At 72.6% G+C, this 26,658-nt stretch carries 23 protein-coding genes; 19 read left to right on the top strand and 4 right to left on the bottom strand.

The genetic code is table 11. The features are described 5' to 3' along the window. Window positions 1–7 precede the first annotated feature (7 nt). On the bottom strand, window positions 8–817 hold the full coding sequence (locus ACIBW6_RS08185) for an ABC transporter permease (protein WP_399057964.1): 810 nt from the start codon (window positions 815–817) through the stop codon (window positions 8–10). Continuing rightward, entirely contained in the window at window positions 814–1,725 is a 912-nt protein-coding gene (locus ACIBW6_RS08180) for an ATP-binding cassette domain-containing protein (RefSeq protein ID WP_399057962.1), read from the bottom strand. The genes ACIBW6_RS08185 and ACIBW6_RS08180 overlap by 4 nt, the downstream gene beginning before the upstream one ends. A 102-nt stretch (window positions 1,726–1,827) precedes the next feature. Between ACIBW6_RS08180 and ACIBW6_RS08175 the strand changes: the two genes are divergently transcribed. The 12 genes from ACIBW6_RS08175 (at window position 1,828) to ACIBW6_RS08120 (ending at window position 15,613) form a co-directional block, all read left to right on the top strand. Continuing rightward, window positions 1,828–2,976 (top strand): sensor histidine kinase, encoded by a 1,149-nt coding sequence (locus tag ACIBW6_RS08175; protein WP_399057960.1) that lies wholly within the window; start codon window positions 1,828–1,830, stop codon window positions 2,974–2,976. Next, window positions 2,973–3,635 carry a response regulator gene (locus tag ACIBW6_RS08170; protein WP_399057958.1) on the top strand — a complete coding sequence of 221 codons (663 nt, stop codon included), beginning with the start codon at window positions 2,973–2,975 and terminating at the stop codon, window positions 3,633–3,635. Before ACIBW6_RS08175 ends, ACIBW6_RS08170 begins: the two co-directional genes overlap by 4 nt. A gap of 67 nt (window positions 3,636–3,702) precedes the next feature. Beyond that, complete coding sequence (locus tag ACIBW6_RS08165; RefSeq protein WP_399057956.1) at window positions 3,703–3,954, top strand: helix-turn-helix domain-containing protein; 252 nt, start codon at window positions 3,703–3,705, stop codon at window positions 3,952–3,954. Window positions 3,955–4,205: 251 nt separating this feature from the next. Further along, complete coding sequence (locus ACIBW6_RS08160) at window positions 4,206–5,498, top strand: aspartate aminotransferase family protein (protein WP_399057954.1); 1,293 nt, start codon at window positions 4,206–4,208, stop codon at window positions 5,496–5,498. Window positions 5,499–5,644: 146 nt separating this feature from the next. Continuing rightward, window positions 5,645–7,201 carry a PucR family transcriptional regulator gene (locus ACIBW6_RS08155; protein WP_399057952.1) on the top strand — a complete coding sequence of 519 codons (1,557 nt, stop codon included), beginning with the start codon at window positions 5,645–5,647 and terminating at the stop codon, window positions 7,199–7,201. Window positions 7,202–7,327: 126 nt separating this feature from the next. After that, on the top strand, window positions 7,328–8,170 hold the full coding sequence (locus tag ACIBW6_RS08150) for a nitrilase-related carbon-nitrogen hydrolase (protein ID WP_399057950.1): 843 nt from the start codon (window positions 7,328–7,330) through the stop codon (window positions 8,168–8,170). Window positions 8,171–8,372: 202 nt separating this feature from the next. Further along, the gene (gene hydA / locus ACIBW6_RS08145) at window positions 8,373–9,779 is read left to right on the top strand and encodes a dihydropyrimidinase (RefSeq protein ID WP_399057948.1); all 1,407 of its coding nucleotides are present in this window, start codon (window positions 8,373–8,375) and stop codon (window positions 9,777–9,779) included. A 50-nt stretch (window positions 9,780–9,829) separates the two neighbouring features. Next, on the top strand, window positions 9,830–10,852 hold the full coding sequence (locus tag ACIBW6_RS08140; protein WP_399057946.1) for a TIGR03842 family LLM class F420-dependent oxidoreductase: 1,023 nt from the start codon (window positions 9,830–9,832) through the stop codon (window positions 10,850–10,852). Between the two features lie 39 nt (window positions 10,853–10,891). After that, window positions 10,892–12,442, top strand: a complete 1,551-nt coding sequence (locus ACIBW6_RS08135) for an NCS1 family nucleobase:cation symporter-1 (protein WP_399057944.1) — start codon at window positions 10,892–10,894, stop codon at window positions 12,440–12,442. Window positions 12,443–12,561: 119 nt separating this feature from the next. Next, window positions 12,562–13,134: a dihydrofolate reductase family protein gene (locus tag ACIBW6_RS08130; RefSeq protein WP_399057942.1), complete on the top strand. Its 573-nt coding sequence runs from the start codon at window positions 12,562–12,564 to the stop codon at window positions 13,132–13,134. Between the two features lie 175 nt (window positions 13,135–13,309). Next, a complete protein-coding gene (locus ACIBW6_RS08125) occupies window positions 13,310–14,800 on the top strand; it encodes an NCS1 family nucleobase:cation symporter-1 (protein ID WP_399057940.1) in 1,491 nt (496 codons plus the stop codon). 93 nt (window positions 14,801–14,893) lie between these two features. Further along, window positions 14,894–15,613 (top strand): aspartate/glutamate racemase family protein, encoded by a 720-nt coding sequence (locus ACIBW6_RS08120; protein ID WP_399057938.1) that lies wholly within the window; start codon window positions 14,894–14,896, stop codon window positions 15,611–15,613. Between the two features lie 19 nt (window positions 15,614–15,632). Here the strand turns inward: ACIBW6_RS08120 and ACIBW6_RS08115 are convergent, their stop codons facing one another. Continuing rightward, complete coding sequence (locus ACIBW6_RS08115; protein WP_399057936.1) at window positions 15,633–17,705, bottom strand: alpha-galactosidase; 2,073 nt, start codon at window positions 17,703–17,705, stop codon at window positions 15,633–15,635. Window positions 17,706–17,778: 73 nt separating this feature from the next. Between ACIBW6_RS08115 and ACIBW6_RS08110 the strand changes: the two genes are divergently transcribed. The 7 genes from ACIBW6_RS08110 (at window position 17,779) to ACIBW6_RS08080 (ending at window position 25,882) form a co-directional block, all read left to right on the top strand. Then, window positions 17,779–18,933: an ROK family protein gene (locus ACIBW6_RS08110; RefSeq protein ID WP_399057934.1), complete on the top strand. Its 1,155-nt coding sequence runs from the start codon at window positions 17,779–17,781 to the stop codon at window positions 18,931–18,933. A gap of 114 nt (window positions 18,934–19,047) precedes the next feature. Then, a complete protein-coding gene (locus tag ACIBW6_RS08105) occupies window positions 19,048–19,209 on the top strand; it encodes a hypothetical protein (RefSeq protein WP_399057932.1) in 162 nt (53 codons plus the stop codon). 15 nt (window positions 19,210–19,224) lie between these two features. After that, window positions 19,225–20,316 (top strand): ABC transporter substrate-binding protein, encoded by a 1,092-nt coding sequence (locus ACIBW6_RS08100; protein ID WP_399057930.1) that lies wholly within the window; start codon window positions 19,225–19,227, stop codon window positions 20,314–20,316. 5 nt (window positions 20,317–20,321) lie between these two features. Then, a complete protein-coding gene (locus tag ACIBW6_RS08095; RefSeq protein WP_399057928.1) occupies window positions 20,322–21,299 on the top strand; it encodes a carbohydrate ABC transporter permease in 978 nt (325 codons plus the stop codon). Between the two features lie 4 nt (window positions 21,300–21,303). Beyond that, window positions 21,304–22,143 (top strand): carbohydrate ABC transporter permease, encoded by an 840-nt coding sequence (locus ACIBW6_RS08090; protein ID WP_399057926.1) that lies wholly within the window; start codon window positions 21,304–21,306, stop codon window positions 22,141–22,143. A 27-nt stretch (window positions 22,144–22,170) separates the two neighbouring features. Further along, a complete protein-coding gene (locus ACIBW6_RS08085; protein ID WP_399057924.1) occupies window positions 22,171–23,499 on the top strand; it encodes a glycoside hydrolase family 27 protein in 1,329 nt (442 codons plus the stop codon). A 28-nt stretch (window positions 23,500–23,527) separates the two neighbouring features. Next, window positions 23,528–25,882, top strand: coding sequence for a glycosyl hydrolase family 95 catalytic domain-containing protein (locus ACIBW6_RS08080; protein WP_399057922.1), 2,355 nt, complete (start codon window positions 23,528–23,530; stop codon window positions 25,880–25,882). A 60-nt stretch (window positions 25,883–25,942) separates the two neighbouring features. Here ACIBW6_RS08080 and ACIBW6_RS08075 read toward each other — a convergent pair whose 3' ends face one another. Further along, window positions 25,943–26,611, bottom strand: a complete 669-nt coding sequence (locus ACIBW6_RS08075; protein ID WP_399057920.1) for a hypothetical protein — start codon at window positions 26,609–26,611, stop codon at window positions 25,943–25,945. Window positions 26,612–26,658: the final 47 nt, after the last annotated feature.

Genomic DNA, 26,658 nt, shown 5'->3' with positions numbered 1-26,658 from the left:
CAGGCCCTCACACGTCCCGGCGGCCCACGACGACCAGGGCGAGCGCGACGGCCACCAGGGGCCAGGCGGCGAAAACCGCCCAGGCCCCGGCGACCGTCGCGCCGCCGTAGGCGTCCGGTCCCCAGCCGTACAGGGTGACCAGCCGCTGCCAGGCGTGCTGCACCATCATGTGGCGCGCCCGCTCGGTCCACGGGCGGTCCCCGCCGAGGAACAGCGGCAGCATCAGCAGCACGAACGCCGTCGCCACCATCGTGGTGGCGCCGTGCCGCAGCAGCACGCCCAGACCGAACCCGACGAGCGCGCAGACCGGCGCGAGCAGCGCGGACGCGGCGACGGCCCGCAGCGAGGCCGGTTCGGTGAACCGGGCGGCGGCGCCCCCGTCGCTCAGGATCGCCTGGGACACGGCGAACGAACCGAGGGCGCAGACGGCTCCGACCCCCGCCCACAGCCCCGCGGTCACGGCCGCCTTGGCCAGCATGACCGCCCGGCGCGCGGGTACCGCCGCGGTCGTCGTGCGGATCAGGCCGCTGCCGTACTCGCTGACGACGACGATCGCGCCGACGCTGCCCGCCGCCAGCATCAGCGTCAGGTACCCCTCGGCGGGAAACGCGTCGCCCAGGGCGAAGACGTGCTCGCGCCGGGCCCGCGCGCCGAGGCGGGGCAGGTCCTGATGGTCGCTCCACGCGGCCAGCGCCGCGGTGGTGAGCACGGTCAGGGTGACGGCCGCCAGGATCCACGGGGTGGACCGCAGCGAGCGCACCTTGATCCATTCGGCGGCGAGCAGGTCGGGGAAGCGGGCACGGGCGACGCCGGTCACCGGGCGGCCCTCGCCGGGTATTCGACGCGGTCGGCGGTCAGTTCCATGAAGGCTTCCTCCAACGAGGCGGTCCGGGTGGTCAGTTCGTGCAGGCCGATGCCGTGTTCCAGGGCGAGGGCGCCGATCCGCGCGGCGGGCAGGCCGGTCACCACGAGGCGCTCGCCGCCCTCCGCCGTCACCGCGGCCCCGGCCGCCGTCAGGGGGCCGGCGAGTTCACCGGCGCGCACGGCGCCCACCACCACGCCGGTCCGCGGGGCGCGCGCCGCGAACGCCCGCAGCGGCTCGGCCGCGACGAGCCGGCCCCGGCCGATCACGATCAGCTCCTCGGCGGTGGACTCCATCTCGGACATCAGATGGCTGGAGAGGAAGACCGTGCGGCCCTCCGCGGCGAGGTGCCGGAAGAGGCGGCGCAGCCACCGCACGCCCTCCGGGTCCATGCCGTTGAAGGGCTCGTCGAACAGCAGCACCGGCGGGTCCCCGAGCAGCGCCGCCGCCACGCCGAGCCGCTGCTTCATGCCGAGCGAGAAGCCGCCGACGCGCCGCCCGGCGGCCTCGTCGAGACCGACCTCGCCCAGCACCTCGGCGACCCGCCGGGCGGGCAGCCCGTTGGAGCGGGCCAGCGCCGCGAGGTGGGCGCGGGCCGTGCGGCCGCCGTGCACCTGCTGCGCGTCGAGCAGCGCTCCGGCGTGCCGCAGGCCGCGCGGGAGCGAGGCGAACGGCACCCCGCACACCGTGGTGCCGCCCGCGTCCGGCGCGTCCAGGCCGAGGATCACCCGCAGGGTGGTGGACTTGCCCGCCCCGTTCGGGCCCAGGAACCCGGTGACGACCCCGGGCCGCACCGTGAAGGACAGGTCGTCGACGGCCGTCCGCCGCCCGTACCGCTTGGTCACTGCGCTGACGTCGATCATGCGGTCCACCGTGCCGGGCGGGACCACGGGCGCACATCGGCCCGGGGAATGCATCCCACGGAACGATGCCCCCGCGCGCCCCGCCCTCGTACGCTCACCGGTGTGCACATCACACCTACCGCGCGCCGCGCCGCCGCCTGGGCCGGGCTCGCGCTGTATCCGCCGACGGGCGGGCTGCTGTTGTTCGGCTCCTCCGCGGTGCTGCCGCCGGTGCGCACGCTCGGGGTGGCGCTGGCGGCCGTGCTGCTCGCGGGCGTCGTCCGCCGGGCGCCCCTGCTCGCCCTGATCACCGTGCTGCTCGGCTCCCTGTTCGCGATCGCCCTGCTGCCCACGCACGGACCCGCCGACGAGGCGCGGCAGACGACGGTGGCGGCCTTCGTCTCGGCGGACGTGGTGCTCGCGTGCCTCGTCGCCACCCGCCCGCCCCGCCAGTGGGCCACCGGCCTCGCCCTGTGCGTCCTCGCCCAGACCGGGGCCGTCCTTTCGTTCGTGCACCCGGAGAACCTCCTCGCGTTCGGGGTCGTCGCCGTCCTCGTGCTGCTCGTCGCCTGCATGGTGGGGCTGCTCGGCCGGGAACGGCGCGCGCACGCCGCGACCCTGCGCGAGCGCGCCGTGACCGAGGCGGTGACCGCCGAACGGCTGCGCATAGCCCGGGAGTTGCACGACATGGTGGCGCACGGGCTCGGGGTCGTGGCGATCCAGTCGGGGGTCGCGAGCCGGGTCATCGAGACCCAGCCGCTGGAGGCGCGGCAGGCGTTGGAGGCGGTCGAGGCGACCAGCCGCGAGACCCTGCGGGGGCTGCGCCGGGCGCTCGTCGCGCTGCGCGGGGCCGAGCCGGGCACGGCGGCGCCGCTCGCGCCCGCCGCCGGGCTCGCCGACCTCGGGCGGCTCGCCGAGGGCACCGCACGGCACGCGGGCGTGCGCGTCGAGGTCGTTCAGGAAGGCGCGCCGCGCCCGCTGCCGCCGGACATCGACCTGTCGGCGTACCGGATCGTGCAGGAGTCCCTGACCAACGTGGTCCGGCACGCGGCCACCGACTCCTGCCGCGTCCTGGTCGCGTACGCCGACGACGCGCTGCGCCTGGAGGTCGTGGACGCCGGGGCGGGCGCGCCGGACGCCGTGCCGGGGACGGGGATCACGGGGATGGGGGAGCGGGTGAGCCTGCTGCACGGCGAGTTCAGCGCCGGGCCGCGGCCGGAGGGCGGCTTCCGGGTGGCGGCCCGGATACCGCTGCCGGGAGGGGCGCGATGACCGTACGGGTGCTGCTCGTCGACGACCAGCCGCTGGTCCGCTCCGGGCTGCGGGTCCTCATCGCCGACACGGCCGATCTGGAGGTCGTCGGCGAGGCGGGGGACGGCGCCGAGGCCGTCGAGCTGACCGCGCGGCTGCGGCCCGACGTGGTGGTGATGGACATCCGGATGCCCGGCGTGGACGGCATCGAGGCGACCCGGCGGATCACGGCGGCGGACTCCGGCAGCCGGGTCCTGGTGCTCACCACCTTCGACGAGGACGCGTACGTGTACGGGGCGCTGCGGGCAGGCGCGGCCGGGTTCGCCGTGAAGGACATGCAGCTGGAGGAGATCCTCGCGGCCGTCCGCGTGGTCGCCGGGGGCGACGCCCTGATCGCCCCCGGCGTCACCCGCCGCCTCATCGCCGACTTCGTGGGCCGGCCGGAACCGGCCGCGCCGCGCCCGCGGCGGCCGGTGGAGGGGATCACCCGGCGCGAGCGCGAGGTGCTGACCCTGATCGGCCTCGGCCGCTCCAACCAGGAGATCGCCGACGAGCTGGTCATCAGCATGGCCACCGCCAAGTCCCACGTGGCGCGCCTCCTCACCAAACTGGACGCCCGCGACCGCGTCCACCTGGTCATCACCGCGTACGAGTCCGGGCTCGTGGCGCCGTCCTCCTGACCGCGCCCGCCGACGGACCGGTATTTGTATCCGGTATAGGAATGGGTGTCTCGGGTAGGCTGGGGGCATGGTGCGAACCCCTCTGACCCCGCAAGAGCGCGAACGCGGCGAGCGTCTCGGCCGGCTGCTGCGCGAGGCGCGGCGCGGGCGCAGCATGACCGAGGTCGCCGCCGCCGCGGGGGTCTCCGTGGAGACGCTGCGCAAGATCGAGACGGGCCGGGCGCCGACCCCCGCCTTCTTCACCGTCGCCGCCATCGCGCGCGAGCTGGGGCTGTCGATGGACGAGCTGGTGGTGAGCTGCGCGCTGGTGCCCGCCTGAGCCCGCGGGGCGGGTGCCCTGGCCCCGTCCGTGCGGCCACGTGGGCCGGTGTGCCCGGGGCCGCAGGGGCGGGTGTGCCCGCGGGTATGAGCGGCGCGGTCACCCGCAAGGGTGCGAATCGGGACCGAACCAGCGGGTTGCCGACGATGGTCTTGGCAAGCCTCCCGGGTGGGCTTACGTTCGTCCCTCTACGACTGGGTCTACGGGCGTAGATCCCCAGCCGTGCCGTCCGACGAAGGGACACCGCTGCCGTGCCGTCACGCGATCTGCATGCCCGCCACCGCGCCGCTCTGCCGGACTGGCTGGCGCTGTACTACGCCGAGCCGATCGAGCTCACCCACGGCGAGGGCCGCCACGTCTGGGACGCGGAGGGCAACAAGTACCTCGACTTCTTCGGCGGCATCCTCACCACGATGACCGCGCACGCGCTGCCCGAGGTCACCAAGGCGGTGAGCGAGCAGGCCGGCCGCCTCATCCACTCCTCGACGCTCTACCTGAACCGCCCCATGGTCGACCTCGCCGAGCGGATCGCCCGGCTCTCGGGCATCCCCGACGCCCGCGTCTTCTTCACCACGTCCGGCACCGAGGCCAACGACGCGGCCCTGCTGCTCGCCACCGCCCACCGCCGCTCGAACCAGGTCCTGGCCCTGCGCAACAGCTACCACGGCCGCTCGTTCTCGGCCGTCGGCATCACCGGCAACCGCGGCTGGTCGCCGACGAGCCTGTCCCCGCTCCAGACCCTGTACGTGCACGGCGGCGTCCGCACCCGGGGCCCCTACGCGCACCTGTCCGACACCGCGTTCGCCGACGCCTGCGTCGCGGACCTGCGGGACATGCTCGGCCAGACCCGGGGCGACGTGGCGGCCCTCATCACCGAACCGGTGCAGGGCGTGGGCGGGTTCACCTCGCCGCCCGACGGCCTGTACGCGCGCTTCCGCGACGTCCTCCAGGAGCACGGCATCCTGTGGATCACCGACGAGGTGCAGACCGGCTGGGGCCGCACCGGCGACCACTTCTGGGGCTGGCAGGCGCACGCGCGGTCCGGGCCGCCGGACATCCTCACCTTCGCCAAGGGCATCGGAAACGGCATGTCCATCGGCGGCGTCGTGGCCCGCGCCGAGGTGATGAACTGCCTCGACGCCAACTCCATCTCCACCTTCGGCGGTTCCCCCGTCACCATGGCCGCCGGTCTCGCCAACCTCTCCTACCTCCTCGAACACGACCTCCAGGGCAACGCGCGCCGCGTCGGCGGCCTCCTCATCGAGCGGCTGCGCGCGATCGCCGCGCACACCCCCGGCGTCCGCGAGGTGCGCGGCCGTGGCCTCATGATCGGCGTCGAGCTGGCCCGTCCCGGCACCGGCGAGGCGGCGCCCGACGCCGCCACCGCTGTCCTGGAGGCCTGCCGCGCCGAAGGCCTGCTCGTCGGCAAGGGCGGCGGCCACGACACGAGCGTGCTGCGCATCGCGCCGCCGCTGACCCTGACGGTGGCCGAGGCCGAGGAGGGCGCGGCGATCCTGGAGCGGGCGCTGCGGGAATTCTCCTAGGGGGCGGCACGAGCACCCCGTCAGGGGCGCGGGACGGTATCGACATGCGGCTCCGCCACGCGGGCGCGACCGGCCACCACCGGCCCGCAGTCGGCGACGACAGGCACGCTCCCCGGCGCGTGGCCCGCAGCAGGAGAGGACACCTCATGCCCCTCGGGACCGCCCAGGAGTACGCCCTTTCGGTACGCCAGATCCTCGCCCTGGACCGCGTCGCGGCCGGCGAACCCGAGGTGGTCGCCGCCGCGCACCACCTCGACAACCCCGTCCGCTGGGTGCACGTGGCGGAGGCGGCCGACGTCGGTGTCATGCTCAGCGGCGGCGAGATGGTCCTCACCACCGGCGTCCTGCTCGCCGGTGACGTACCCGGGCAGAGCGCCTACATCGAGTCCCTGCACCGCGCCGAGGCGGCGGCGCTCGTCCTCGGGCTCGGGCGCGCCTTCCCGGCCCCGCCGGAGGGCATGCGGCGCGCCGCCGAGCGGTACGGGCTGCCCATGGTGGTGCTCCACCGCCCCTTCCCCTTCGCCGAGTTGACCGAGGAGGTGCAGTCGCGGCTGGTCCGGCGCAAGTTCGCCGCCGTGCGCCTGTCGGAGTCGATCCGCACGGCACTGACCGGCCTGATCACCGCGGGCGCCCCGCTGCAGAGCCTGCTCGACGAGATCGCGGCCCACAGCGCCTGCCCGGTCGTCGTCACCAACCTCGCGCACCGCGTCCTAGCCACCGCGGGGGAGCGGCCCGCCGTCGACGACGTGCTGCGCGACTGGGACCGGATCGCCCGCAGGCCGGGCGAGAGCGACGGCGAGGGCTGGCTCAGGGCCGGGCTCGGCGGCCGCGGCGAGCAGTGGGGCTCCGTCGTGCTCTGCGGCTACCGCGGCGACGAGGCGTCCGGGCGGCTGCTCGCCGACCGCGCCGCCGAGGCGCTCGTGCTCCACCGCATGCTGGCCGGCTCCGCCGCGAGCTGGGAGGAGCAGTCCGCGCAGTGCCTCCTCGCCGACCTGGTCTCCGGCGTCGTGCCCGCCCGGCAACTGCTGCCCCGGGCCAGGGCCGCGGGCCTCCCGGTCAATTTGCGCACCTTCGTCCCGCTCGTCGTCCGCGACCTCGGAGTGGCCCGGATCGACCGCGTCCTGCGCCTGCTGGGGCTCTCCGGGCTCGTCGCCGAACTCGCCGAGAACGCCACCGCCGTCCTGCTCAGCCTCGCCCGCGACCAGGCCCCCGAGCCGCTCACCGCGCACTTCGCGGCGCGGCTGCGCGCCGAGACGGGAGCGCCCGCCCCCGTCGCCGCCGGACCCGCCCGCACCGGCTGGGAGGACGTGCCCGGCGCGCTGCGCGAGGCCCTGCACGTCGCCGAGGCCGTCACCGGGGCGCCGCCCGGCCTGCCGGCCGTGGTCCGCCTGCGCGACGTGCGGCTGCGCGGCCTGGTGCGGCTGCTGCGCGACGACCCGCACGTGCAGTCCTTCGCCGAACGGGAGCTGTCCGGGCTGCTGGGCGCCGCCGACGCCGACGGACTGCTGCCCGTGCTGCGCAGCTACCTCGCCACCGGCCGCAACAAGTCCCGTACCGCCCAGCTCCACCACATGAGCCGGCCCGCCCTCTACCGCCGCCTGGAGACGATCGAGACGCTGCTCGGCGTCGCGCTCGACGACTTCGAGCAGGCGGCCTCCGTCCACATCGCGCTTCTCGCGCACGACGCCCAGCGCGCCACGTGACAGCGTGCATCGCCGCGCGGCCCACGACGTGACACGGTGTGACTCGGCCACCGCGCCCGGTGTTCCTATCGTCGTCAGCACACCGCGTTCCCCGCACCGCGCACCCCCCTCAGCCGGAGGTCCCCGATGAGCCCCGTGATCCGCGCCGCGATCTTCCAGACCGCATGGACCGGCGACAAGGAGTCCATGATCGAGGTGCACGAACAGGCCGTTCGTGACGCCGCCGCGCAGGGCGCCCAAGTCCTCTGCTTCCAGGAGCTTTTCTACGGGCCGTACTTCTGCCAGGTCCAGGACGCGGCGTTCTACGAGTACGCCGAGGCGATCCCGGACGGGCCGGTGGTGCGCCGCTTCCAGGAACTTGCCCGCGAGCACGGCATCGTCCTCGTGCTGCCCATGTACGAGGAGGAGCAGCCCGGCGTCCTCTACAACACGGCCGCCGTGGTCGACGCCGACGGCTCGTACCTCGGCAAGTACCGCAAGACCCACATCCCCCAGGTGAAGGGGTTCTGGGAGAAGTTCTACTTCCGGCCCGGCAACTCCGGCTGGCCCGTCTTCGACACGGCCGTCGGCAAGATCGGCGTCTACATCTGCTACGACCGGCACTTCCCCGAGGGCTGGCGCGCGCTGGGCCTCGAAGGCGCGCAGATCGTCTTCAACCCGTCCGCGACGAGCCGGGGCCTGTCCCGGTACCTGTGGCAGCTGGAACAGCCGGCCGCCGCCGTCGCCAACGAGTACTTCGTCGGTGCCATCAACCGCGTCGGCGTCGAGAGTTACGGCGACAACGACTTCTACGGCACCTCCTACTTCGCCGACCCTGAGGGCCAGTTCGTGGGCGAGGTCGCCGACGACAAGGCGCCCGAGCTCGTCGTGCGCGACCTCGACATCGCCAAGCTGCGCGAGGTCCGCGACCGCTGGCAGTTCTACCGGGACCGCGCCCCGGGGGCGTACGAGCCGCTGACCCGCCCGTAGGGCCCGTCTGACAATTGCCGTCTGCCCCACGACGCCTGGCACGTACTCTCGCCGCACCGGGCACAAGGCCAAGTACATCCAGTACGAGGCCTTGCCCCCGGCACGCCGAGAGCACGCACCAGACGCCGCAGGGCCGCCCTCCGGGCGACGACGGGAATTGTCAGACAGGCCCTAGCCCGACGTCCCGTACCTGGAGGAGAACATGAGCGCCGTCCGTACCGTCGTCCGCGGCGGACTCGTCGTCACCGCGGCCGACGAGATGCACGCCGACGTCCTCGTCGAGGACGGGCGCGTCGTGGCCCTCGCGGCCAGTGGCAGCGACACCGCCGCGTCCTGGACGGACGCGCGGGTCATCGACGCGAGCCAGAAGTACGTCGTCCCGGGCGGCGTCGACGCGCACACGCACATGGAGATGCCGTTCGGCGGCACCTTCGCCGCCGACACCTTCGAGACCGGCACCCGGGCGGCGGCCTGGGGCGGCACCACGACCATCGTCGACTTCGCCATCCAGTCGGTCGGCCACTCGCTGCGCGAGGGGCTCGACGCCTGGCACGCCAAGGCCGACGGGCAGTGCGCCGTCGACTACGGCTTCCACATGATCGTCTCCGACGTGCACGACGAGACGCTCAAGGAGATGGACCTGCTGGTCGGGGAGGGCGTGACGTCCTTCAAGCAGTTCATGGCGTACCCGGGCGTCTTCTACTCCGACGACGGGCAGATCCTGCGGGCCATGCAGCGGGCCGCCGACAACGGCGGGCTGATCATGATGCACGCCGAGAACGGCATCGCCATCGACGTCCTGGTCCAGCAGGCGCTGGCCCGCGGCGAGACCGACCCGCGCCACCACGGCGAGGTCAGGAAGGCGCTGCTGGAGGCGGAGGCGACGCACCGCGCGATCAGACTGGCGCAGGTCGCGGGCGCGCCGCTGTACGTCGTGCACGTCTCCGCGCGGGAGGCCCTCGCGGAGCTGGCCCGCGCCCGCGACGAGGGCCTGCCGGTCTTCGGCGAGACGTGCCCGCAGTACCTGTTCCTGTCGACGGACAACCTCGCCGAGCCGGACTTCGAGGGCGCGAAGTACGTGTGCTCGACCCCGCTGCGGCCCCGGGACCACCAGGCCGCGCTCTGGCGGGGCCTGCGCACCGACGACCTCCAGGTCGTCTCCACCGACCACTGCCCGTTCTGCTTCACCGGCCAGAAGGAGCTGGGGCGCGGCGACTTCTCGAAGATCCCGAACGGGATGCCGGGCGTCGAGAACCGCATGGACCTGCTCCACCAGGCCGTCGTCGACGGGCACCTCACCCGCCGCCGCTGGATCGAGATCGCCTGCGCGGCACCGGCCCGGATGTTCGGCCTGTACCCGAAGAAGGGGACCATCGCGCCGGGCGCGGACGCGGACATCGTCATCTACGACCCGCACGCCCAGCAGACCGTGAGCGCCGCCACGCACCACATGAACGTCGACTACTCGGCGTACGAGGGCAGGCGGCTGACCGGACGGGTGGAGACGGTCCTGTCGCGCGGCGAACCGGTCATCACCGAGCGGGAGTTCACCGGGCGGGCCGGGCACGGCGCGTACACCCCACGCGGCACCTGTCAGTACCTGGGCTGAGCACGCGCCCACCGAACAGCGCACCGTCCACACGTAACTGAGGGGCCCTCATGGATTTCGGACTCGTCCTGCAGACCGACCCGCCGGCCTCGGCGGTCGTGGAGTTGATGAAGCGGGCGGAGGGGGCCGGGTTCACGCACGGCTGGACGTTCGACTCGTGCGTGCTGTGGCAGGAGCCGTTCGTCATCTACAGCCGCGTCCTCGCCGAGACCGAACGGCTGGTCGTCGGCCCGATGGTGACCAATCCGGGGACCCGGACCTGGGAGGTCACGGCCTCGACCTTCGCGACGCTCAACGACATGTACGGCAACCGCACGGTGTGCGGCATCGGGCGCGGGGACTCCGCGATGCGGGTCGCCGGCCGCAAGCCGAACACCCTCGCCCGGATCGGCGAGGCGATCGGGGTGATCCGCGCGCTCGGCCGCGGCGAGGAGGCCGACCTCGGCGGCGGCACGGTGGTCCGCTTCCCGTGGGTGCGCGAGGGCGCCGAACTGCCCGTCTGGATGGCCGCGTACGGGCCCAGGGCGCTGCGGATGACCGGTGAGCTGGCGGACGGTTTCATCCTCCAGCTGGCCGACCCGTTCCTGACGGAGTGGATGGTGAAGGCGGTGCGGGACGCGGCGGTGGCGGCGGGCCGCGCCCCCGAGGACGTGAAGATCTGCGTCGCGGCGCCCGCCTACGTGACCGACGACGACTCGCCGGAGGCCCTCGCGCACGCCCGCGAACAGTGCCGCTGGTTCGGCGGCATGGTCGGCAACCACGTCGCGGACCTGGTGGCCAAGTACGGCGCGCACTCCGGCATGGTCCCCAACGAGCTGACCGAGTACATCAAGGCGCGCGAGGGGTACGACTACGCGCACCACGGCCGCTCGGGCAACCCGGACACGGCGTTCGTGCCGGACGAGATCGTGGACCGCTTCTGCCTCATCGGCTCGCCCACCGCCCACCTCGAGAAGCTGCGCGCGCTCCAGGAGCTGGGCGTCGACCAGTTCGCCGTGTACGCCATGCACGACGCGCGGGAGGCGGTGATCGACCGGTACGGCCGGGACGTGATCCCGGCGCTCGCTCCCTGACTGTTCCCGACCGTTCCCCGCGAGCAGAACGGACCGCCCATGACCGACACCGCCCCGCCCGTCCGCGCGGCCGACCTGTCACCCGACGCCTTCCCGGGCGACAGCCGCTACGCCAACGAGGACCTGCGTCCCGTCCCGCTCGCCGAGCGCCGCTGGACCACGTACAACTTCGTGGCCCTGTGGATCGGCATGGCCCACTGCATCCCGTCCTGGACGCTCGCCTCGGGGCTGGTCGCCCTCGGCATGGACTGGAAGCAGGCGGTCCTGACGATCGGCCTGGCCAATGTGATCGTGCTGCTGCCGATGCTGCTCACGGGACACGCCGGACCGAAGTACGGCATACCCTTCCCGGTCCTGGCCCGCGCCGCCTTCGGGATCCGGGGCGCCAACCTGCCCGCGATGGTGCGGGCCGCGGTGGCGTGCTGCTGGTTCGGCATCCAGACGTGGATCGGCGGCCAGGGGATCTTCGTGCTGCTGGGAAAGATCTTCGGGGGGTGGGCGGACGCCACCCGCGTCGGCGGCTATCCGTGGACCCTGTGGCTGTGCTTTGTTGTCTTCTGGGCGCTCGAACTCGCCCTCATCTACCGGGGGATGGACACCCTGCGCCGGTTCGAGAACTGGGCGGCGCCGTTCGTGCTGGTCGGCGCGGTGGTGCTGCTGGTCTGGATCGCGCACAAGGCGGGCGGCTTCGGCCCGCTGCTGCACGAGCCGTCGAAAGTCGGCTGGGGCGCGGACTTCTGGAAGGTCTTCTTCCCCGGCCTCATGGGCATGATCGGGTTCTGGTCGACGCTGTCGCTGAACATCCCGGACTTCACCCGGTTCGGCAAGGGGCAGCGGGCCCAGGTCCTCGGCCAGGCGCTGGGCCTCCCGACCACCATGACGGCCTTCGCGCTGATGTCGGTCCTGGTGACGGCGGGCTCCGAGCGGGTCTATGGGGTGGCGATCTGGGACCCGGTCGCGCTGGCCGGCAAGACCGACAACGTCTTCGGGCTGCTCTTCGCCCTGGTCACGGTATTCGTGGCGACGATCTCGGTGAACATCGCCGCGAACGTGGTCTCCCCGGCCTACGACCTGGCGAACCTGGCCCCGAAGTTCATCTCCTTCCGCACCGGCGCCGTCGTCACCGGCGTCGTCGGGGTGCTGGTCATGCCGTGGAAGCTGACGTCGACGCCAGAGCTGTACATCTTCACGTGGCTCGGCGTGGTCGGCGGGCTGCTCGGCACGGTCGCGGGCATCCTCATCGCCGACTACTGGATCGTCCGCAGGACCGTGCTGCACCTGGCCGAGCTGTACGTGGCCGAGGGCCGCTACTGGTACTGGCGCGGCTGGAACGGGCGGGCCGTCGCCGCGTTCGTCATCGGCGGCGTGCTGGCGGTCGGCGGCTCGTACTCGACGCTGGACGCGCGGGGCGAGAAGGCGGGACCGTTCCCGGCGGACGGCCTCGTCCCGTTCCTGAAGCCGCTGGCGGACTACGGCTGGGCGGTCGGTCTCGGCGCGTCGCTGTGCGTGTATCTGGCGCTGATGGCCCCGCGCCGGGAGCGTCCGGCGCCGCATCAAGGCGGCGCGGCACTCCCGGATGGTGCGAAGTGACGGCGCGGCGATGAGTTTCGCCGCGTTCTGGGGTCGAGAGAGTGGTCGGGACGGGTACGCCGGTGAGTGGGCCGGTGCGGACCGACGACGAGATCGCCTTCCAGCTTCAGGAGCCCCCGATGCGCACAGTGATCAGCACCGCTTTCGTCTCGCTCGACGGCGTCGTCGAGGCGCCCGGCGGTGAGGCCGGGTACCGCAACGCCGGCTGGACCTACAAGGACGTGGAGTTCCTGCCCGAGGCCTTCGAGATCAAGGGGCGCGAGCAGCAGGAGGCCGCCGCGATGCTGCTGGGGCGGGTCAGCTACGAGGCGTTCAGCCCGGTCTGGCCGGGGATGCCGGAGTTCGCCGGCTACAAGGCGATGCCCAAGTACGTCGTGTCGACGACGCTCGGCGAGGAGTCCCTGGTCGACGGGTGGGGGCCGACCGAGATCCTGCGCTCGCTCGACGAGGTCGCCGCGCTGAAGGAGACCGAGGGCGGGCCGATCATCGTCCACGGCAGCGCCACCCTCAACCACGGCCTCTCCGACGCCGGCCTGATCGACCGCTACCACCTGCTGGTCTTCCCGCTGCTGCTCGGCGCGGGAAAGCGCCTGTTCAGCGCGGCGGACAAGGACGCCCAGCGGCTCGAGCTCGTCGAGCACGAGGCCTACGCCAACGGGCTCCAGAAGAACGTCTTCGACGTCGTGCGCTGACGCCGGACCGTCGTCCGGCCTTCAACTGAATGACGCATTCCATTGACGGATGCCCTCCGCGCGTCGATATTGGTATACCAAAGACGTCGGAGCGCGCCGTCGCTCCGCGGAGGTGTGCGCCCAAATGCCCGTTTTCTGTGGGCGAGTTGGGCGCATTCGAACTTAGGAGCGCGTCATGGTCGCCGTGCACGAACAGACCTCCACCGCCGCGGCCGCGGGGCCGGACGGGACCAGTCCCGGTCTCTACAGTCCGGACCTCGCCCCCACCCGCAGGACCGGCCGCCGCTGGGGCGCGTACAACGTCTTCACGCTCTGGGGCAACGACGTGCACAGCCTCGGCAACTACGCCTTCGCCATGGGTCTGTTCGCGCTCGGGATGAGCGTCTGGCAGATCCTCATCTCCTTCGCGATCGCCTCCGCGCTCCTCTTCGGCCTGCTCACGCTCTCCGGCTACATGGGGCACAAGACGGGCGTCCCGTTCCCGGTGATGAGCCGGATCTCCTTCGGCACCCGCGGCGCCCAGCTCCCGGCCGCCGTCCGCGGCGTCGTCGCCATCGCCTGGTTCGGCATCCAGACCTACCTCGCGTCGTCCGTGCTGCGCGCGGTCGTCAAGAAGCTCGCGCCGGGCGCGGCCTCCCTCGACCACAACTCGGTCCTCGGACTGTCGACGCTCGGCTGGATCACCTTCGTCGCCCTGTGGATCGTCCAGGTCGTGATCGTCAGCTACGGCATGGAGCTGATCCGCAAGTACATGGCGTTCGCCGCGCCCGCCATCCTCATCACGATGTGCTCGCTGGCCGTGTGGATCCTCACCAGGACGGACCTGTCCATCGCCCTGTCGACCGGCTCCGCCCCCACCGGGCTCGACGCCTGGCGGCAGGTCTTCGAGAGCGCCGCCCTGTGGGTCGTCATCTACGGCACGTTCGTCCTGAACTTCTGCGACTTCACCCGCTCCGCCAAGAGCCGCCGCGCCATCGTCGTCGGCAACCTCGTCGGCATCCCGCTGAACATGCTCTTCTTCGCCGGCATCGTCGTGGTGCTGTCCGGCGGCCAGTTCAAGCTGGACGGCAGCGTCGTCACCGGGCCCGAGGACATCGTCGCGACCATCCCCAGCACGCCGCTGATGGTGCTCGCCTCCCTCGCCTTCCTCACCCTGACCATCGCCGTGAACCTCCTCGCGAACTTCGTCGCGCCCATCTACGCGCTGGTCAACCTCTTCCCGCGCAAGCTCGACTTCCGCCGCGCCGGCCTGGTCAGCGCCGCCATCGGCCTGGTCATCCTGCCGTGGAACCTCTACAACAGCCCGACCGTCGTCAACTACTTCCTCGGCGGACTCGGCGCCCTGCTCGGCCCGGCCTTCGGCGTCGTGATGGCCGACTACTGGCTGGTGCGCAGGACCCGGGTGAACGTCCCCGCCCTCTACACCGACGCCACCGACGGCGACTACCACTACCGCTCCGGCTTCCACCTGCGCGCCGTCGGCGCCTTCGGGCCCGCCGCCGCCGTGGCCGTGGTCGTCGCCCTGGTCCCCGCCTTCACCGCGGTCTCCGGCTTCTCCTGGTTCATCGGGGCCGGACTCGCCGCGCTGCTCTACGTCGTGCTCGCCGACCGCAGCAGGACCGCGCACGACATCGACGGCGAGGCCATCGCGGTCGACGCCGCCTGACCACCCGCCGGGCCCGGCCCCGGACCCGCACCACCCCCGCCCGCGGCGGCGAGAACGCCGCGGCGCCGTACAGAAAGCAGCACCCTCACCGCCATGCGCATCCTCGTCTGCAACGTCAACACCACCGAGTCGATGACCGAGGCCATCGCCGCGCAGGCCCGGGCCGTCGCCGCGCCCGGCACCGAGATCGTGGCCCTCACCCCCGCGTTCGGCGCCGAGTCCGTCGAGGGCAACTACGAGAGCTACCTCGCCGCGATCGCCGTGATGGAGACCGTGCGCGCCTACCCCGGCCCCTACGACGCCGTCGTCCAGGCCGGGTACGGCGAGCACGGGCGCGAGGGGCTGCAAGAACTCCTCGACGTGCCGGTCGTCGACATCACCGAGGCCGCCGCGTCCACCGCCCAGTACCTCGGCCACCGCTACTCCGTCGTCACCACCCTGGACCGGGCCGTGCCGCTCATCGAGGACCGGCTCAAGCTCGCCGGGCTCACCGACCGGTGCGCCTCCGTGCGGGCCAGCGGCATGGCCGTCCTCGACCTCGAACGCGATCCGGACGCCGCGGTGGAGGCCATCGTCGAGGAGGCGGCGCGCGCGGTGGAGGACGACCGGGCCGAGGTGATCTGCCTGGGCTGCGGCGGCATGGCCGAACTCGCCGAACGCGTCACCAAGCGCACCGGAGTCCCGGTCGTCGACGGCGTCGCCGCCGCCGTGACCGTCGCCGAGTCGCTCGTCCGGCTCGGCCTCACCACGTCCAAGGTGCGTACGTACGCGCCACCGCGACCCAAGGCGTTCCGCAACTGGCCGCTGAAGTAAGCCGGTTGACGGACACGGCTCAGGCACGCGTGAGCCGCACCACCGTGCTCGGCCGGTCGCCCGGGGGCAGGCGCAAGGGCAGCCCGTGCGTCAGCAGGACCGCAGCGTCGTGCACGGTGCCGGTGGCGTCGTCCACGTAGACCGCAGAGGGGTCGAGGCCGGCCAGGCGCACGGAACGGTCGCGGCCCCACGCGAGGACGACGACCCGGTCGCCCGACCGGTACTGCACCGCGTCCGGCAGCCGGTACTGCTCGCCGAACTGCACGACCGGACGGATCTCCTTGTAGAGCTCCACCAGATCGCGGGCTTCCCCGAGTTGGGACTCCGGCCAGCGGGAGAGGTCGCCGCCGATGCCGAGCGCGCCGGCCATGGCGACGTGGAAGCGGTAGGGGAGCGGCGTGCCCCGGCCGGTGTGCTGGTTGGGGCTGTCGGTGACCCAGGCGGACATGGTGCGGGCCGGGTAGATCTGGCTATAGCCGTGCTGGATGGCGATGCGGTCGTCGGCGTCCGTGTTGTCGGAGATCCACGTCTGGTCGGTCCGGGCGAGCATGCCGAGGTCGGCGCGGCCCCCGCCGCCGGCGCAGCCCTCGATCCGCAGGGCCGGGTGGGCGGCGCGCAGCCGGTCGAGCACGGCGTGCACCCCGCGGGTGTGCCCGCTCCACAGCCGCTCGGCGTCGGGCCGGCCCGGCCAGCCCGCCTCGGTGAACGCCCGGTTCATGTCCCACTTCAGGAAGTCGACGGCGTACGTGGCCACCAGCTCGTCCAGCCACCGGAACGCCCACTCGGTGACGTCGGCGCGGGCGAAGTTCAGGACGAGCTGGTGGCGCAGCTCGGTCCGGCGGCGGTGCGGCTGGTGCAGCACCCAGTCGGGGTGCGCCCGGTACAGGTCGCTGTCCGGGTTGGTCATCTCCGGCTCCACCCACAGGCCGAAGCGCATCCCGAGCCGGCGCACCTCGTCGGCGAGCGGGCCGAGCCCGTGCGGGAACCGCTCGGGGTTCGGCCGCCAGTCGCCGAGGCCGGCCCGGTCGCTGGTGCGCCGGCCGAACCAGCCGTCGTCGACCACGAACAGCTCGACGCCCAGCGCGGCGGCGCGCTCGGCGAGGGCCCGCTGCCCCTCCAGGGTGACGTCCCAGCCGGTCGCCTCCCAGCTGTTGTAGACCACCGGCCGCACCTCGTCCGGGCGCGGCAGCACGTGCGCGGCGACGTACCCGTGCCAGCCGCGGCTGGTCGCGCCGAACCCGCCGGTGCTGAACTGCCCCGCGAAGACCGGGGTCTCGTGCCGCTCACCGGGGGCGAGGCGCCAGCCGATGCCCTCGTGCCCGGCGCCGCCCGTCACGGTGAACGGGCCACCGCCGTGGTCGCGCTGCGCGGTGATCCGCCAACTCCCGGACCAGGCGAGGACCATGCTCCACACGTCGCCGCGGGTCTCGTCCGCGTCGCCCGCGTCCACCATCAGCCAGGGATTGGCGAAGTGGCCCGAGACCCCGCGGCGGCTGGTGAAGACGGTCTCGGCGTACGGCGCCTCGACGCGCCGCAGCTGCGTCTCGCCCGACCACTCGCCGACGGTGTGGCTCAGCCGCGCCGCCGACGCGGCGGGCACGGACCAGCTCGCGGAGTCCAGACGCAGCACCTCGATGGGGTCGCCGTCCGCGCCGTCCGCGCTCGCGGTGCCCAAGTGCCGCAGCGTGACCCGGCGTTCGATGACGTCGCTGTCCGGGTGCACCGCGTAGTGCAGGGTGCAGCCCAGCGGATAGTGCCGGTCGCGCAGCCGCACGTGCAGCGAGCCGCCCTCGATCTCGTGGCCCTCGTACGCCCACTCGACGCCGCGCGCCCCGTCCGCGTACCGCACGAGCAGCGACGGCACCCCGAACCGGGGGCCGCCCTCGGCGGCCAGCTCCTCGCCCGACGTGGAGGCGAAACTGCTGCGCTCCCCGTCGTACGTCGGCAGCGCGGCGGCCTGGCGGAGGGTGAGCGGGGCGCCCCAGTGCACGTGCCGCGGACTGTCGTCGGCGCCGACGCGCAGCGCGTACGCCGTGGCGGGGGTCGTGAGCAGGAACGTGCGACTGGGCTCGTCGTAGGAGACCTGAGACATGAGCCGGAGCCTAGGTCCGAACTCCTCGAATTTAAATATTGACGAAGGAAATTATTGCCCCTACGTTTCCCCCATGTTGCTGAACCGAGCGAAGCTGCTCGCGTCCCCGGCGGCCACCACGGTCTTCACGACGGTGCTCACCCGTGGTCCGGTCGTCCGCCCCGAGATCGCCCGGATCACCGGTCTCTCCTCCGCCGCCGTCACCAAGGCGGTCAAGCCGATGATCGAAGCCGGATACCTGGAGGAACTCCCGGGCGGCCCGCGGACCGTGGAGGGCGCGGGGCGTCCCGCGCACCCCCTCGCGGTCCGCGCCGACCGGGAGTCCTTCGTCGGCGTCAAGGTCACCGACGGCGAACTGATCGGCGTCGTCACGGACCTGCGGGCCCAGGTGCGCGCCGCCCGGCGCCGGCCCCTCGCCGACCGGTCCGTGCCGCACGTGGTCCGCGCGCTCGCCGAGCTCGTCGCGGAGCTGGCCCCGGCCCACGCCGGACGCACCCACCACGTCGGGGTCTCCGTCTCCGGCGACGTGGACCGGCCCGGCGGCACCGTGCGGTACTCGCCCTTCCTCGGCTGGCACGACGTGCCGCTGGCCGCACTCGTCGCCGAGGCGACCGGCTCCCCGGTCACCGTCGAGAACGACGTGAAGGCGCTGACCGTCGCCGAGCAGTGGTTCGGCGAGGGGGTGGGCGCCGACTCCTTCGCCCTCGCCACGGTCGGCGCCGGCATCGGCTGCGCGCTCGTCGTCAACGGCCGTCTGGTGGCGGGGGGCTACGGGGTGGCCGGCGAGATCGGCCACATCCCGGTCGCCGCCGGGACCGGGTCCGACTGCCACTGCGGCGCTCGCGGCTGCGTCGAGGCGATCGCCTCCGAGGCGGCCATCGTCGAGCGGGCCCGCCGGGCGGCCGGTGATCCGGGCCTCGACATGAGCGGGGCGATCGACCGCGCGCACGGCGGGGACGCCGCGGTCCGGGCCGTGTTCGACGAGGCGGGCGAGGCCATCGGGCTCGGCCTCGCGGCCATGGTCAACCTCGTCGGGCCGGAGCGGGTCGTGGTCTCCGGGGAGGGCGTGGCCGCCTACGACCTCTTCGAGGAGCAGATCCGCGCCGCGTTCACCACCCAGGCCTTCGGGGCCGCCGCCCGCTGCCCGCTCGTCGTACGCCCGCTGCCGTGGGAGGAGTGGGCGCGCGGAGCCGCCGCCGCCAGCATCCAGTCCCTCTTCGCCGCCTGACCCCGAGGACCGCGCACCCGCGCGCCGCACGCCCGCAAGAGCCCCCGCACACCGCGGCGCCCCGAGCCGCGCGGACCCGCCCCCGCACGACCCCGCCCCCGGAAGGACCCTGTCATGACTGCCAGTTCCGCCCTGTCCCGCCGGGGATTCCTCGGCACGTCCCTGCTGTTCGTCGCCGGCGCCGCCGTCGCCTGCTCCAGCAACCCGCAGGAGACCGCCGCGGCCAAGGGCGCCAAGGTCACTCTCACGCAGTGGTACCACCAGTACGGGGAGTAGGGCACCCAGGCCGCGGTGAAGCGGTACGCCGAGGAGTTCACCAAGGCCAACCCGGACATCGCCGTCAACGTGGTGTGGGGCGCGGACGTCTCCCAGTACGAGACCAAGCTCAACGCCGCCCTGCTCGGCGCGGACGCTCCCGACCTCTTCGAACTCGGCGACTTCCGCGCCGAGATGGCCCGCAAGGGACAGCTCGAACCGCTCGACGACGTGTACGGCACGGCCAGGGACGGCTTCAACAAAGCCGACCTCGACTACCTCACCGTCGACGGAAAGCTCTACGGCATCAAGACCATCGACGACATCATGGTCCTGTACTACCGCAAGTCGCTGCTGAAGAAGGCCGGTGTCACCCCGCCCACCACCTTCACCGAACTCGCGGACACCGCGAAGAAGCTGACGACCGGCGGCGCCAAGGGCCTGTTCATCGGCAACGACGGCATCGGCGACAGCCCCTACCTCCTCGCCTGGTCCCAGGGCGCCGACCTCATCGACGGCACGAAGGTCGTCTACGCCGACGCCGCCCGGGCCATCGGCGGCCTGCGCGACCTGCACGCCGACAAGTCGGTGCTGCTGGGCTTCACCACCGACTGGTACGACCCAGGCGCCTTCACGCAGGGCGCCGCCGCCATGCAGTGGTGCGGTTTGTGGGCGCTGCCCGCCGTGGAGAAGGCCCTCGGCGCCGACTTCGGGGTCGTGCCCTGGCCCGCGTACGACTCCTCCGGCAAGGCGGTCGCCCGGCTCGGCGGCTGGACGCAGGCGATCCACTCCAAGAGCAAGCACGTCGCCGAGGCCAAGAAGTACCTCCAGTGGCTGTGGGTCAAGCAGGCCGACATCCAGATCGACTGGGCCGTCAAGTACGGCTTCCACGTCCCGCCGCAGGCCGAAGTGGCGGCCAAAACACCGGAGTTGAGCAAGGGTGCGGCCAAGGACGCCGTCGCCATCGCCAACAAGAACGGCATCTCCTTCCCCGCCGAGTGGACGCAGGCCATGCAGGCGGAGTTCATCGCCGCCGCCGCGGACATCGCCAAGGGCGCCGACGCCGAGCGGACCCTGAAGAAGGCGCAGTCCAAGGCCCAGTCCGACCTCGACAAGCAGAGGGGCTGACCGGGATGACCGCCACCGGCACCGCGCCCGTCCGCGAGCGTGCCGCCCGCCCGGCGCCCGTCCCGCCACCGCGCCGCAGACGGCTGACCGAGCGGCAGTCCAAGGCGCTCGCCTTCGCCGTCCTGACCGCCCCGATGCTGCTCGGCCTCGGCCTGTTCCGCTACGTCGCCATCGGCTGGAGCTTCCTGCTCAGCTTCAGCGAGGCGCGCCGCACCATCTCCCTCGGGAACTGGGTCGGCCTCGACAACTACCGCGAGCTGCTGAGCGACGAGCGGTTCCGGGACTCGCTCACGATGATCGTGCTGTTCACCGCGCTCATCGTGCCCCTCACCTTCGCCGCCTCGCTGGGCCTCGCCGTCCTCGTCAACCGGGTCCGCCGCGGCCGCGCCTTCTTCCGCACCGCGTTCCTGCTGCCGGCGGCGGTCAGCTATGTCGCCGCCGCGATGATCTGGAAGATGGCCTTGTTCAGCGGCGTACCGTCCGGCCTCGCCAACACCCTGGGCGCGCTCTTCGGCGCCGACCCCACCCCGTGGATCCAGACGCAGAGCCCGCCCCTGTACTGGATCGTGCTCGTCACCCTGCGCCTGTGGCTCCAGGTCGGCCTCTACATGATCCTCTTCATCGCCGGTCTCCAGTCCGTCCCCCCGCAGCTCTACGAAGCCGCGTCCCTCGACGGCGCCGGACCCTGGCGCACCTTCCGCAGCATCACCTTCCCCCTGCTGCGCAACACCTCCGTCGCGATCCTGCTGCTCATGCTCATCGCCGCGCTCCAGGCCTTCGACGAGTTCTACGCGATCTTCTCCACCGGCGCCTCGCTCGGCAGTGAACCCGTGCGCACCCCACTCATGCACCTGTACGGCGTCGCGCTCCAGGACCAGGACTACGGCGTCGGCTCCGCCGGAGCCTTCCTGCTCACCCTGCTGATCGTGCTGGTCACGCTCCTCCAGGGCCGGATCCTCGGGTTCGCCCGCGACAAGGACTGAACCGATGAACCGATTCCGAGGGAGCGTCCTCGGCTCCGCCGCCACGTACCTGGCGCTGTGCCTGATGGCCGTGGTCTTCCTGATCCCGTTCTACGTGCTGCTGCGCAACGCCTTCATGACGACGCCGGAGGTCACGGCCACCGACTGGCACTGGCTGCCGTCCTCCCTGAACTGGGCGAACTTCACGTCCCTGTTCGACAACCCGGAGCGCCCCTTCGGCCGGTCGCTGGTCAACTCGCTGCTGATCGCGGTGGTCTCGGCGCCCGTCTCCACGCTGCTCGCCTCGATGGCCGGCTACGCGCTCGCCCGGATCGCCGTGCCAGGACGGGCGGTCGTGCTCTCCCTCATCGTCGGCACGCTGATGATCCCGCAGGCCGTCACCTTCCTGCCGACCTTCGTCGTGGTCGGCTCGATGGGCGGCGTCAACACGATGTGGGGGCTGATCGCGCCCGGCCTCTTCAACGCGTTCGCCGTCGTCCTCTTCCGCAGCTTCTACCTGTCCTTCCCCGCCGAGATCGAGGAGGCGGGCCGCATCGACGGCCTGAGCTACCTCGGCGTCTACGGACGGATCATCCTGCCCAACTCCGTCACCATGATCGCCTCCCTCGGGGCGCTCTCCTTCATCGAGGCGTGGAACTCCTTCCTGTGGCCGCTGATGATCGGCCAGGACCCCGGCAGCTGGACCGTGCAGATCGCCCTGTCCAGCTTCCTCACCTCGCAGACCGTCGACCTGCCCCAGCTGTTCGCGGGCACGGCCGTGGCGATCCTCCCGCTCGTCGTCATGTTCCTGGTCGCCCAGCGCCACATCGTCCAGGGCATCGCCATGTCCGGCCTCAAGTCCTGAACACCCCTTTTCCTGGAGGTACGTCCAGTGATCAGATCCACCCGCCGCGCAGCCCTCGCCGCCGCCTGCGCGCTGCCCCTGACGCTCGCCCTCCCGTCCGCCGCCGAGGCGAAGACCCCGTACGTCAAGCCCTTCATGGGCTGGAGCAGCTGGAGCGTGGAGTCCGCCACCCGCGACGGCTACGGCACGCACTGGCTGAACGAGGGCAACATCAAGAACGCCGCCGACTCGCTCAGCGGCAAGCTCTCCTCCGCCGGGTACAAGAACCTGAACATCGACGCCGGCTGGAACTTCGACTACGACTGGAACTTCCACACCGACGCCCACGGCATCCCCGACGCCGACAAGGAACGCTTCCCCAGCGGGATGGTCTCCCTCTCCGACTACGTCCACGGCAAGGGCCTCAAGCTCGGCCTGTACGGCGCCGCCGGACTGGAGAAGGAGGTCTACGACAAGAACGCCCCGATCCTCGGCACCGACTGTCATGCGCAGGACATCGCGGTGAAGCCGCTGACCCCGACCAACAAGTGGGGCGGCAGCTGGAAGATCGACTACAGCAACTCCTGCGCGCAGGAGTACATCGACTCCATCGTCGCCCGGTACGCCTCCTGGGGCGTCGACTTCATCAAGATCGACGGCGTCACCAAGGACAACGTCGCCGACATCAAGGCCTGGTCCACCGCGATCGACCACGGCGGCCGCAGCATGTGGCTCTCCGCCAGCGCCTGGCCCGTCGACCTGGAGGCCGGCGAGGACTTGCGGCCCTACGCCAACGGCGTGCGCGTCGACACGGACATCGAGTGCTACTGCGCGACGACGAGCAGCTGGACCAGCTCCGTCGACGACCGCTTCGCCGACCTGCCGAGCTGGCTGCCCAAGCTCCGCGCCCCCGGCTACCTGCCCGACCTCGACTCCATGCCGGTCAACAACAACACCGGCAGCGGCCTCCAGGACGGCCTCACCGACACCGAGCGGCAGACCGTCATGACGTTCTGGTCGATGGCCTCGTCCCCGCTCTACGTCGGCGGCGACATCTGGTTCCTCGACGACAAGGCCAGGGCGATCCTCACCAACCCCGAGGTCATCGCCGTCGACCAGGCGGCGGTCCTGCCGAAGCAGCTCCGCGCGGGCGACACGCAGGTGTGGACCAAGCGGGTCGGCGGCGCCACCTACCTCGCGGTCTACAACCTCGGCTCCACCGCCACCGACATCACCGTCGACCTCGGCTCCGCGGGCGTGCACGGCAAGCAGCGGCTGCGGGACGTCGTCGCCCGCGAGGACCTCGGCGCGGCCACCCGCTCCTGGACCGCGACGGACGTCCCCGCCCACGGCTCCCGCCTCGTCAAGCTCTCCTGACCGCCCGCAGCACTGAGGAGCCCCGCACATGAGCAACGGACCGTCCCGGCGCCTGGTTCTCGGACTCGGCACCGCCCTCGCCCTGAACACGCTGCCCGCCTTCACCGCGCACGCCGCGCCGCACCGCCCGGCCACCTCACCCCTCGTCCCCGCGGCCGAGGCGACGACCCTGTGGTACCCGGAACCCGCCGACGAGGACCTCCTCATCGAGCAGGGCCTGCCACTCGGCAACGGCCGGCTCGGCGCGCTCGTCGGCGCCGACCCCGCCCGCGAACTCCTGCACGTCACCGACGCCACCCTGTGGACGGGCGGCGCCAACACCACCCTCGACGGTGACGGCCAGTTCCCCTACGGACGCGAGGACTTCGGCAGCTTCACCCTCCTCGCCCGCGTCATGATCAGCCTCCCGGGCCACGAGCGCTCCGCCGTCACCGGCTACCGCCGCACCCTCGACCTCAGCAACGGCCTCGTCACCACCGCGTACACCAAGGACAAGGTCCGCTACGTGCGGGAGATGTTCGCCAGCGGCCCCGACGACACGATCGTCGTCCGGCTGCGCCAGAGCGGCGGCGGCTCCCTCACCGGCGCCGTCATCCTCTCCGGCACCCACGGCGAGACGACCGGCGTCGACAAGGACCGCGACCTCGCCTCCTTCTCCGCCGCGCTCGGCAACGGGCTGCGCTACGCCGCGGCCGTCACCGCCGCCGGGGACGGAAGGATCGCCGCCACCGGCACCCGCGTCACCTTCACCGACTGCACCGAGGTCACGCTCGTCGTCAGCGGCGGCACCGACTACGCGCCCGACCACGCCGCGGGCTGGCGCGACCCGGCCGCCGACCCGCTCGCCCTCGCCCGGGACAAGGCCCGCGCCGCCGCCCGGACACCGGCCGGGCAGCTGCGCGACACCCACGTCGCCGACTACCGCTCCCGCTACGACCGGCTCACCCTCGACCTCGGCCGCTCCGGCGGCGGACAGCGCCGGCTCGACACCTGGACACGCCTGAAGGCCCGCGCCGCCGACGGCGCACGGCCCGACCCCGAACTGGAGGCGAGCTACCTCCAGTTCGGCCGCTACCTGACCATCTGCGGCTCGCGCGACGGGCTGCCCATGGGGCTCCAGGGGCTCTGGCTGGAGGGCAACACCCCGGACTGGATGGGGGATTACCACACCGACATCAACATCCAGATGAACTACTGGCTGGCCGACCGGGCCGGCCTCGGCGCCACCTTCCCCGCCCTCGCCGACTACTGCCTGGCCCAGCTCCCCGCCTGGAGTGACGTCACCCAGAAGCAGTTCAACGACCCCCGCAACCGCTACCGCAACACCAGCGGGAAGGTCGCCGGCTGGACGGTCGCCTTCTCCACCAACCCCTACGGCGGCCTCGGCTGGTGGTGGCACCCCGCGGGCAACGCCTGGCTGTGCGCCTCCCTGTACGAGCACTACGAGTTCACCCAGGACCGCGCCTACCTCGCCCGGATCATGCCGCTCCTGAAGGGTGCCTGTGAGTTCTGGGAGGCGCGCCTGGTCACCATGACGGTCGACGGCCGCGAGGTGCTGGTCGACGACCACGACTGGTCGCCCGAGCACGGCCCCCAGGACGCCCGCGGCATCACGTACGCCCAGGAACTCCTGTGGACCCTCTTCGGCCAGTACGAGGAGGCGTGCCGGGTGCTCGGCCGCGACGCCGCGTACGCCGCTCGCGTACGAGGGCTGCGCGAGCGCCTCCACCTCCCGCGGGTCAGCCCGGACTCGGGCCGCCTGGAGGAGTGGATGGGCGCGGACGACCTCGGCGAGACCACCCACCGCCACCTGTCGCCGCTCATCAACCTGTTCCCCGGCGACCGCATCCGCCCCGACGCGGGTGACCCCGAACTCCTGGCGGGCGCACAGGAGTTGCTCGCCTCGCGCGGCATGGAGAGCTACGGCTGGGCGTGCGCCTGGCGGGCGGCGTGCTGGGCCCGCCTGAAGGACGCCGACAAGGCCTACCGGCTGGTCCTCACCAACCTGCGCCCCTGGTCGGGCGGCGACACCGGTACCGCCATGAACCTCTTCGACATGTACCGGGTCTCCGACACCCGGGCCATCTTCCAGATCGACGCCAACCTCGGCACCCCGGCGGCGATGCTGGAGATGCTGGTCCACTCGCGCCCCGGCCACATCGAGCTGCTGCCCGCCCTCCCCGCCGCCTGGGCCGCGTCCGGCTCCCTCACCGGCGCGGGAGCGCGCGGCGGCTTCACGGTCGACGTGGCATGGCGGCGCGGGCGGGTGCGCACCGCGACGATCCGCAGCGTCGGCGGCCGCCGCACCCGCGTCGTCCTCGACGGCCGCACCCGGGACGTGGTGCTGGAGCCGGGGGAGGCGGTGACGCTGCGCGGGCGCTGACCGGTCCGGGACGCGGCGCCGCGCACGGCGCGCGGGTCAAAAGCCTGCGCCGCGTACAGGTCAGGACGCCTGCGCCGCGTCCTTGCCCGCCGCCCGCAGCGCGGTCACGGCGTCGCCCGCGGCCCGCAGGGCGCCCTTCGTCACGGTCGCCGCGGACGGCGCGCCCTTGGACTCGAAGTCGCTGCCGTTGTAGGTGACGGTCACCAGGGCGTTGGCGACCCGGACCGTGACCACGGCCTCCCGGGTCTGCTGCTTGTCCTTGGTGGTGATCCCCGTGGTCAGCCGCGCCTGGTCCCCGAGGTCCTGCGCCGTGCCGCCCGCGTCCGCGCCGGAGGCGAAGTCCTCCTTGGCGAGGGCGTCGGTCCCCTTGACCTCGAAGGAGACGTCGAGCCAGCGGTAGTCGTACTCCTTGAGCGCGCTCCAGGAACAGCCGCGGCGCACCGACTCGTCGGTCGCCGCGAGTTCCTTGCCCGCCGCCTTCGCGCCCGGCACGAGCGCCGTGACGGTGCCGGCCGTGACGGTGGCACAGGGGGCGGGCGGCTTCGCGTAGGTCTTCGCGGCGACGCTCTCGCTGGGGCCGCGCGACGCGGACGGCTGCGGCGCCGGCTCCTTGTGCTCCGGGGCGGTGTCGGACATCGGCCCCGAGGACCAGGCCCAGCCCGCGCAGGCGAGCACGGCGACCGGCAGCAGCCGGGCGGTCAGGGTGACCGGCAGCGGGAGAGAACGCACGCAGTACGTCCCTTACGTAGCAGCGGAGTGGGGGACGCCAGTGTCAC

Origin of the sequence: Streptomyces sp. NPDC049813 (assembly GCF_044465085.1) — a bacterium.
Lineage (GTDB): Bacteria > Actinomycetota > Actinomycetes > Streptomycetales > Streptomycetaceae > Streptomyces.
The sequence above is the reverse complement of the archived record's forward strand: the minus strand, read 5'-3'. Positions and strand labels throughout refer to the sequence as shown.

Bases quoted from the DNA above. Each gene is read 5' to 3' on its own strand.
- ACIBW6_RS08105 (WP_399057932.1), top strand. From the start codon at position 19,048: ATGACTGCCAGTTCCGCCCTGTCCCGCCGGGGATTCCTCGGCACGTCC.
- ACIBW6_RS08135 (WP_399057944.1), top strand. From the start codon at position 10,892: ATGACCGACACCGCCCCGCCCGTCCGCGCGGCCGACCTGTCACCCGAC.
- ACIBW6_RS08125 (WP_399057940.1), top strand. From the start codon at position 13,310: ATGGTCGCCGTGCACGAACAGACCTCCACCGCCGCGGCCGCGGGGCCG.
- ACIBW6_RS08130 (WP_399057942.1), top strand. From the start codon at position 12,562: ATGCGCACAGTGATCAGCACCGCTTTCGTCTCGCTCGACGGCGTCGTC.
- ACIBW6_RS08140 (WP_399057946.1), top strand. From the start codon at position 9,830: ATGGATTTCGGACTCGTCCTGCAGACCGACCCGCCGGCCTCGGCGGTC.
- ACIBW6_RS08080 (WP_399057922.1), top strand. From the start codon at position 23,528: ATGAGCAACGGACCGTCCCGGCGCCTGGTTCTCGGACTCGGCACCGCC.
- ACIBW6_RS08170 (WP_399057958.1), top strand. From the start codon at position 2,973: ATGACCGTACGGGTGCTGCTCGTCGACGACCAGCCGCTGGTCCGCTCC.
- ACIBW6_RS08155 (WP_399057952.1), top strand. From the start codon at position 5,645: ATGCCCCTCGGGACCGCCCAGGAGTACGCCCTTTCGGTACGCCAGATC.
- ACIBW6_RS08115 (WP_399057936.1), bottom strand. From the start codon at position 17,705: ATGTCTCAGGTCTCCTACGACGAGCCCAGTCGCACGTTCCTGCTCACG.
- ACIBW6_RS08095 (WP_399057928.1), top strand. From the start codon at position 20,322: ATGACCGCCACCGGCACCGCGCCCGTCCGCGAGCGTGCCGCCCGCCCG.
- ACIBW6_RS08165 (WP_399057956.1), top strand. From the start codon at position 3,703: ATGGTGCGAACCCCTCTGACCCCGCAAGAGCGCGAACGCGGCGAGCGT.
- hydA (WP_399057948.1), top strand. From the start codon at position 8,373: ATGAGCGCCGTCCGTACCGTCGTCCGCGGCGGACTCGTCGTCACCGCG.
- ACIBW6_RS08150 (WP_399057950.1), top strand. From the start codon at position 7,328: ATGAGCCCCGTGATCCGCGCCGCGATCTTCCAGACCGCATGGACCGGC.
- ACIBW6_RS08090 (WP_399057926.1), top strand. From the start codon at position 21,304: ATGAACCGATTCCGAGGGAGCGTCCTCGGCTCCGCCGCCACGTACCTG.
- ACIBW6_RS08180 (WP_399057962.1), bottom strand. From the start codon at position 1,725: ATGATCGACGTCAGCGCAGTGACCAAGCGGTACGGGCGGCGGACGGCC.
- ACIBW6_RS08110 (WP_399057934.1), top strand. From the start codon at position 17,779: ATGTTGCTGAACCGAGCGAAGCTGCTCGCGTCCCCGGCGGCCACCACG.
- ACIBW6_RS08120 (WP_399057938.1), top strand. From the start codon at position 14,894: ATGCGCATCCTCGTCTGCAACGTCAACACCACCGAGTCGATGACCGAG.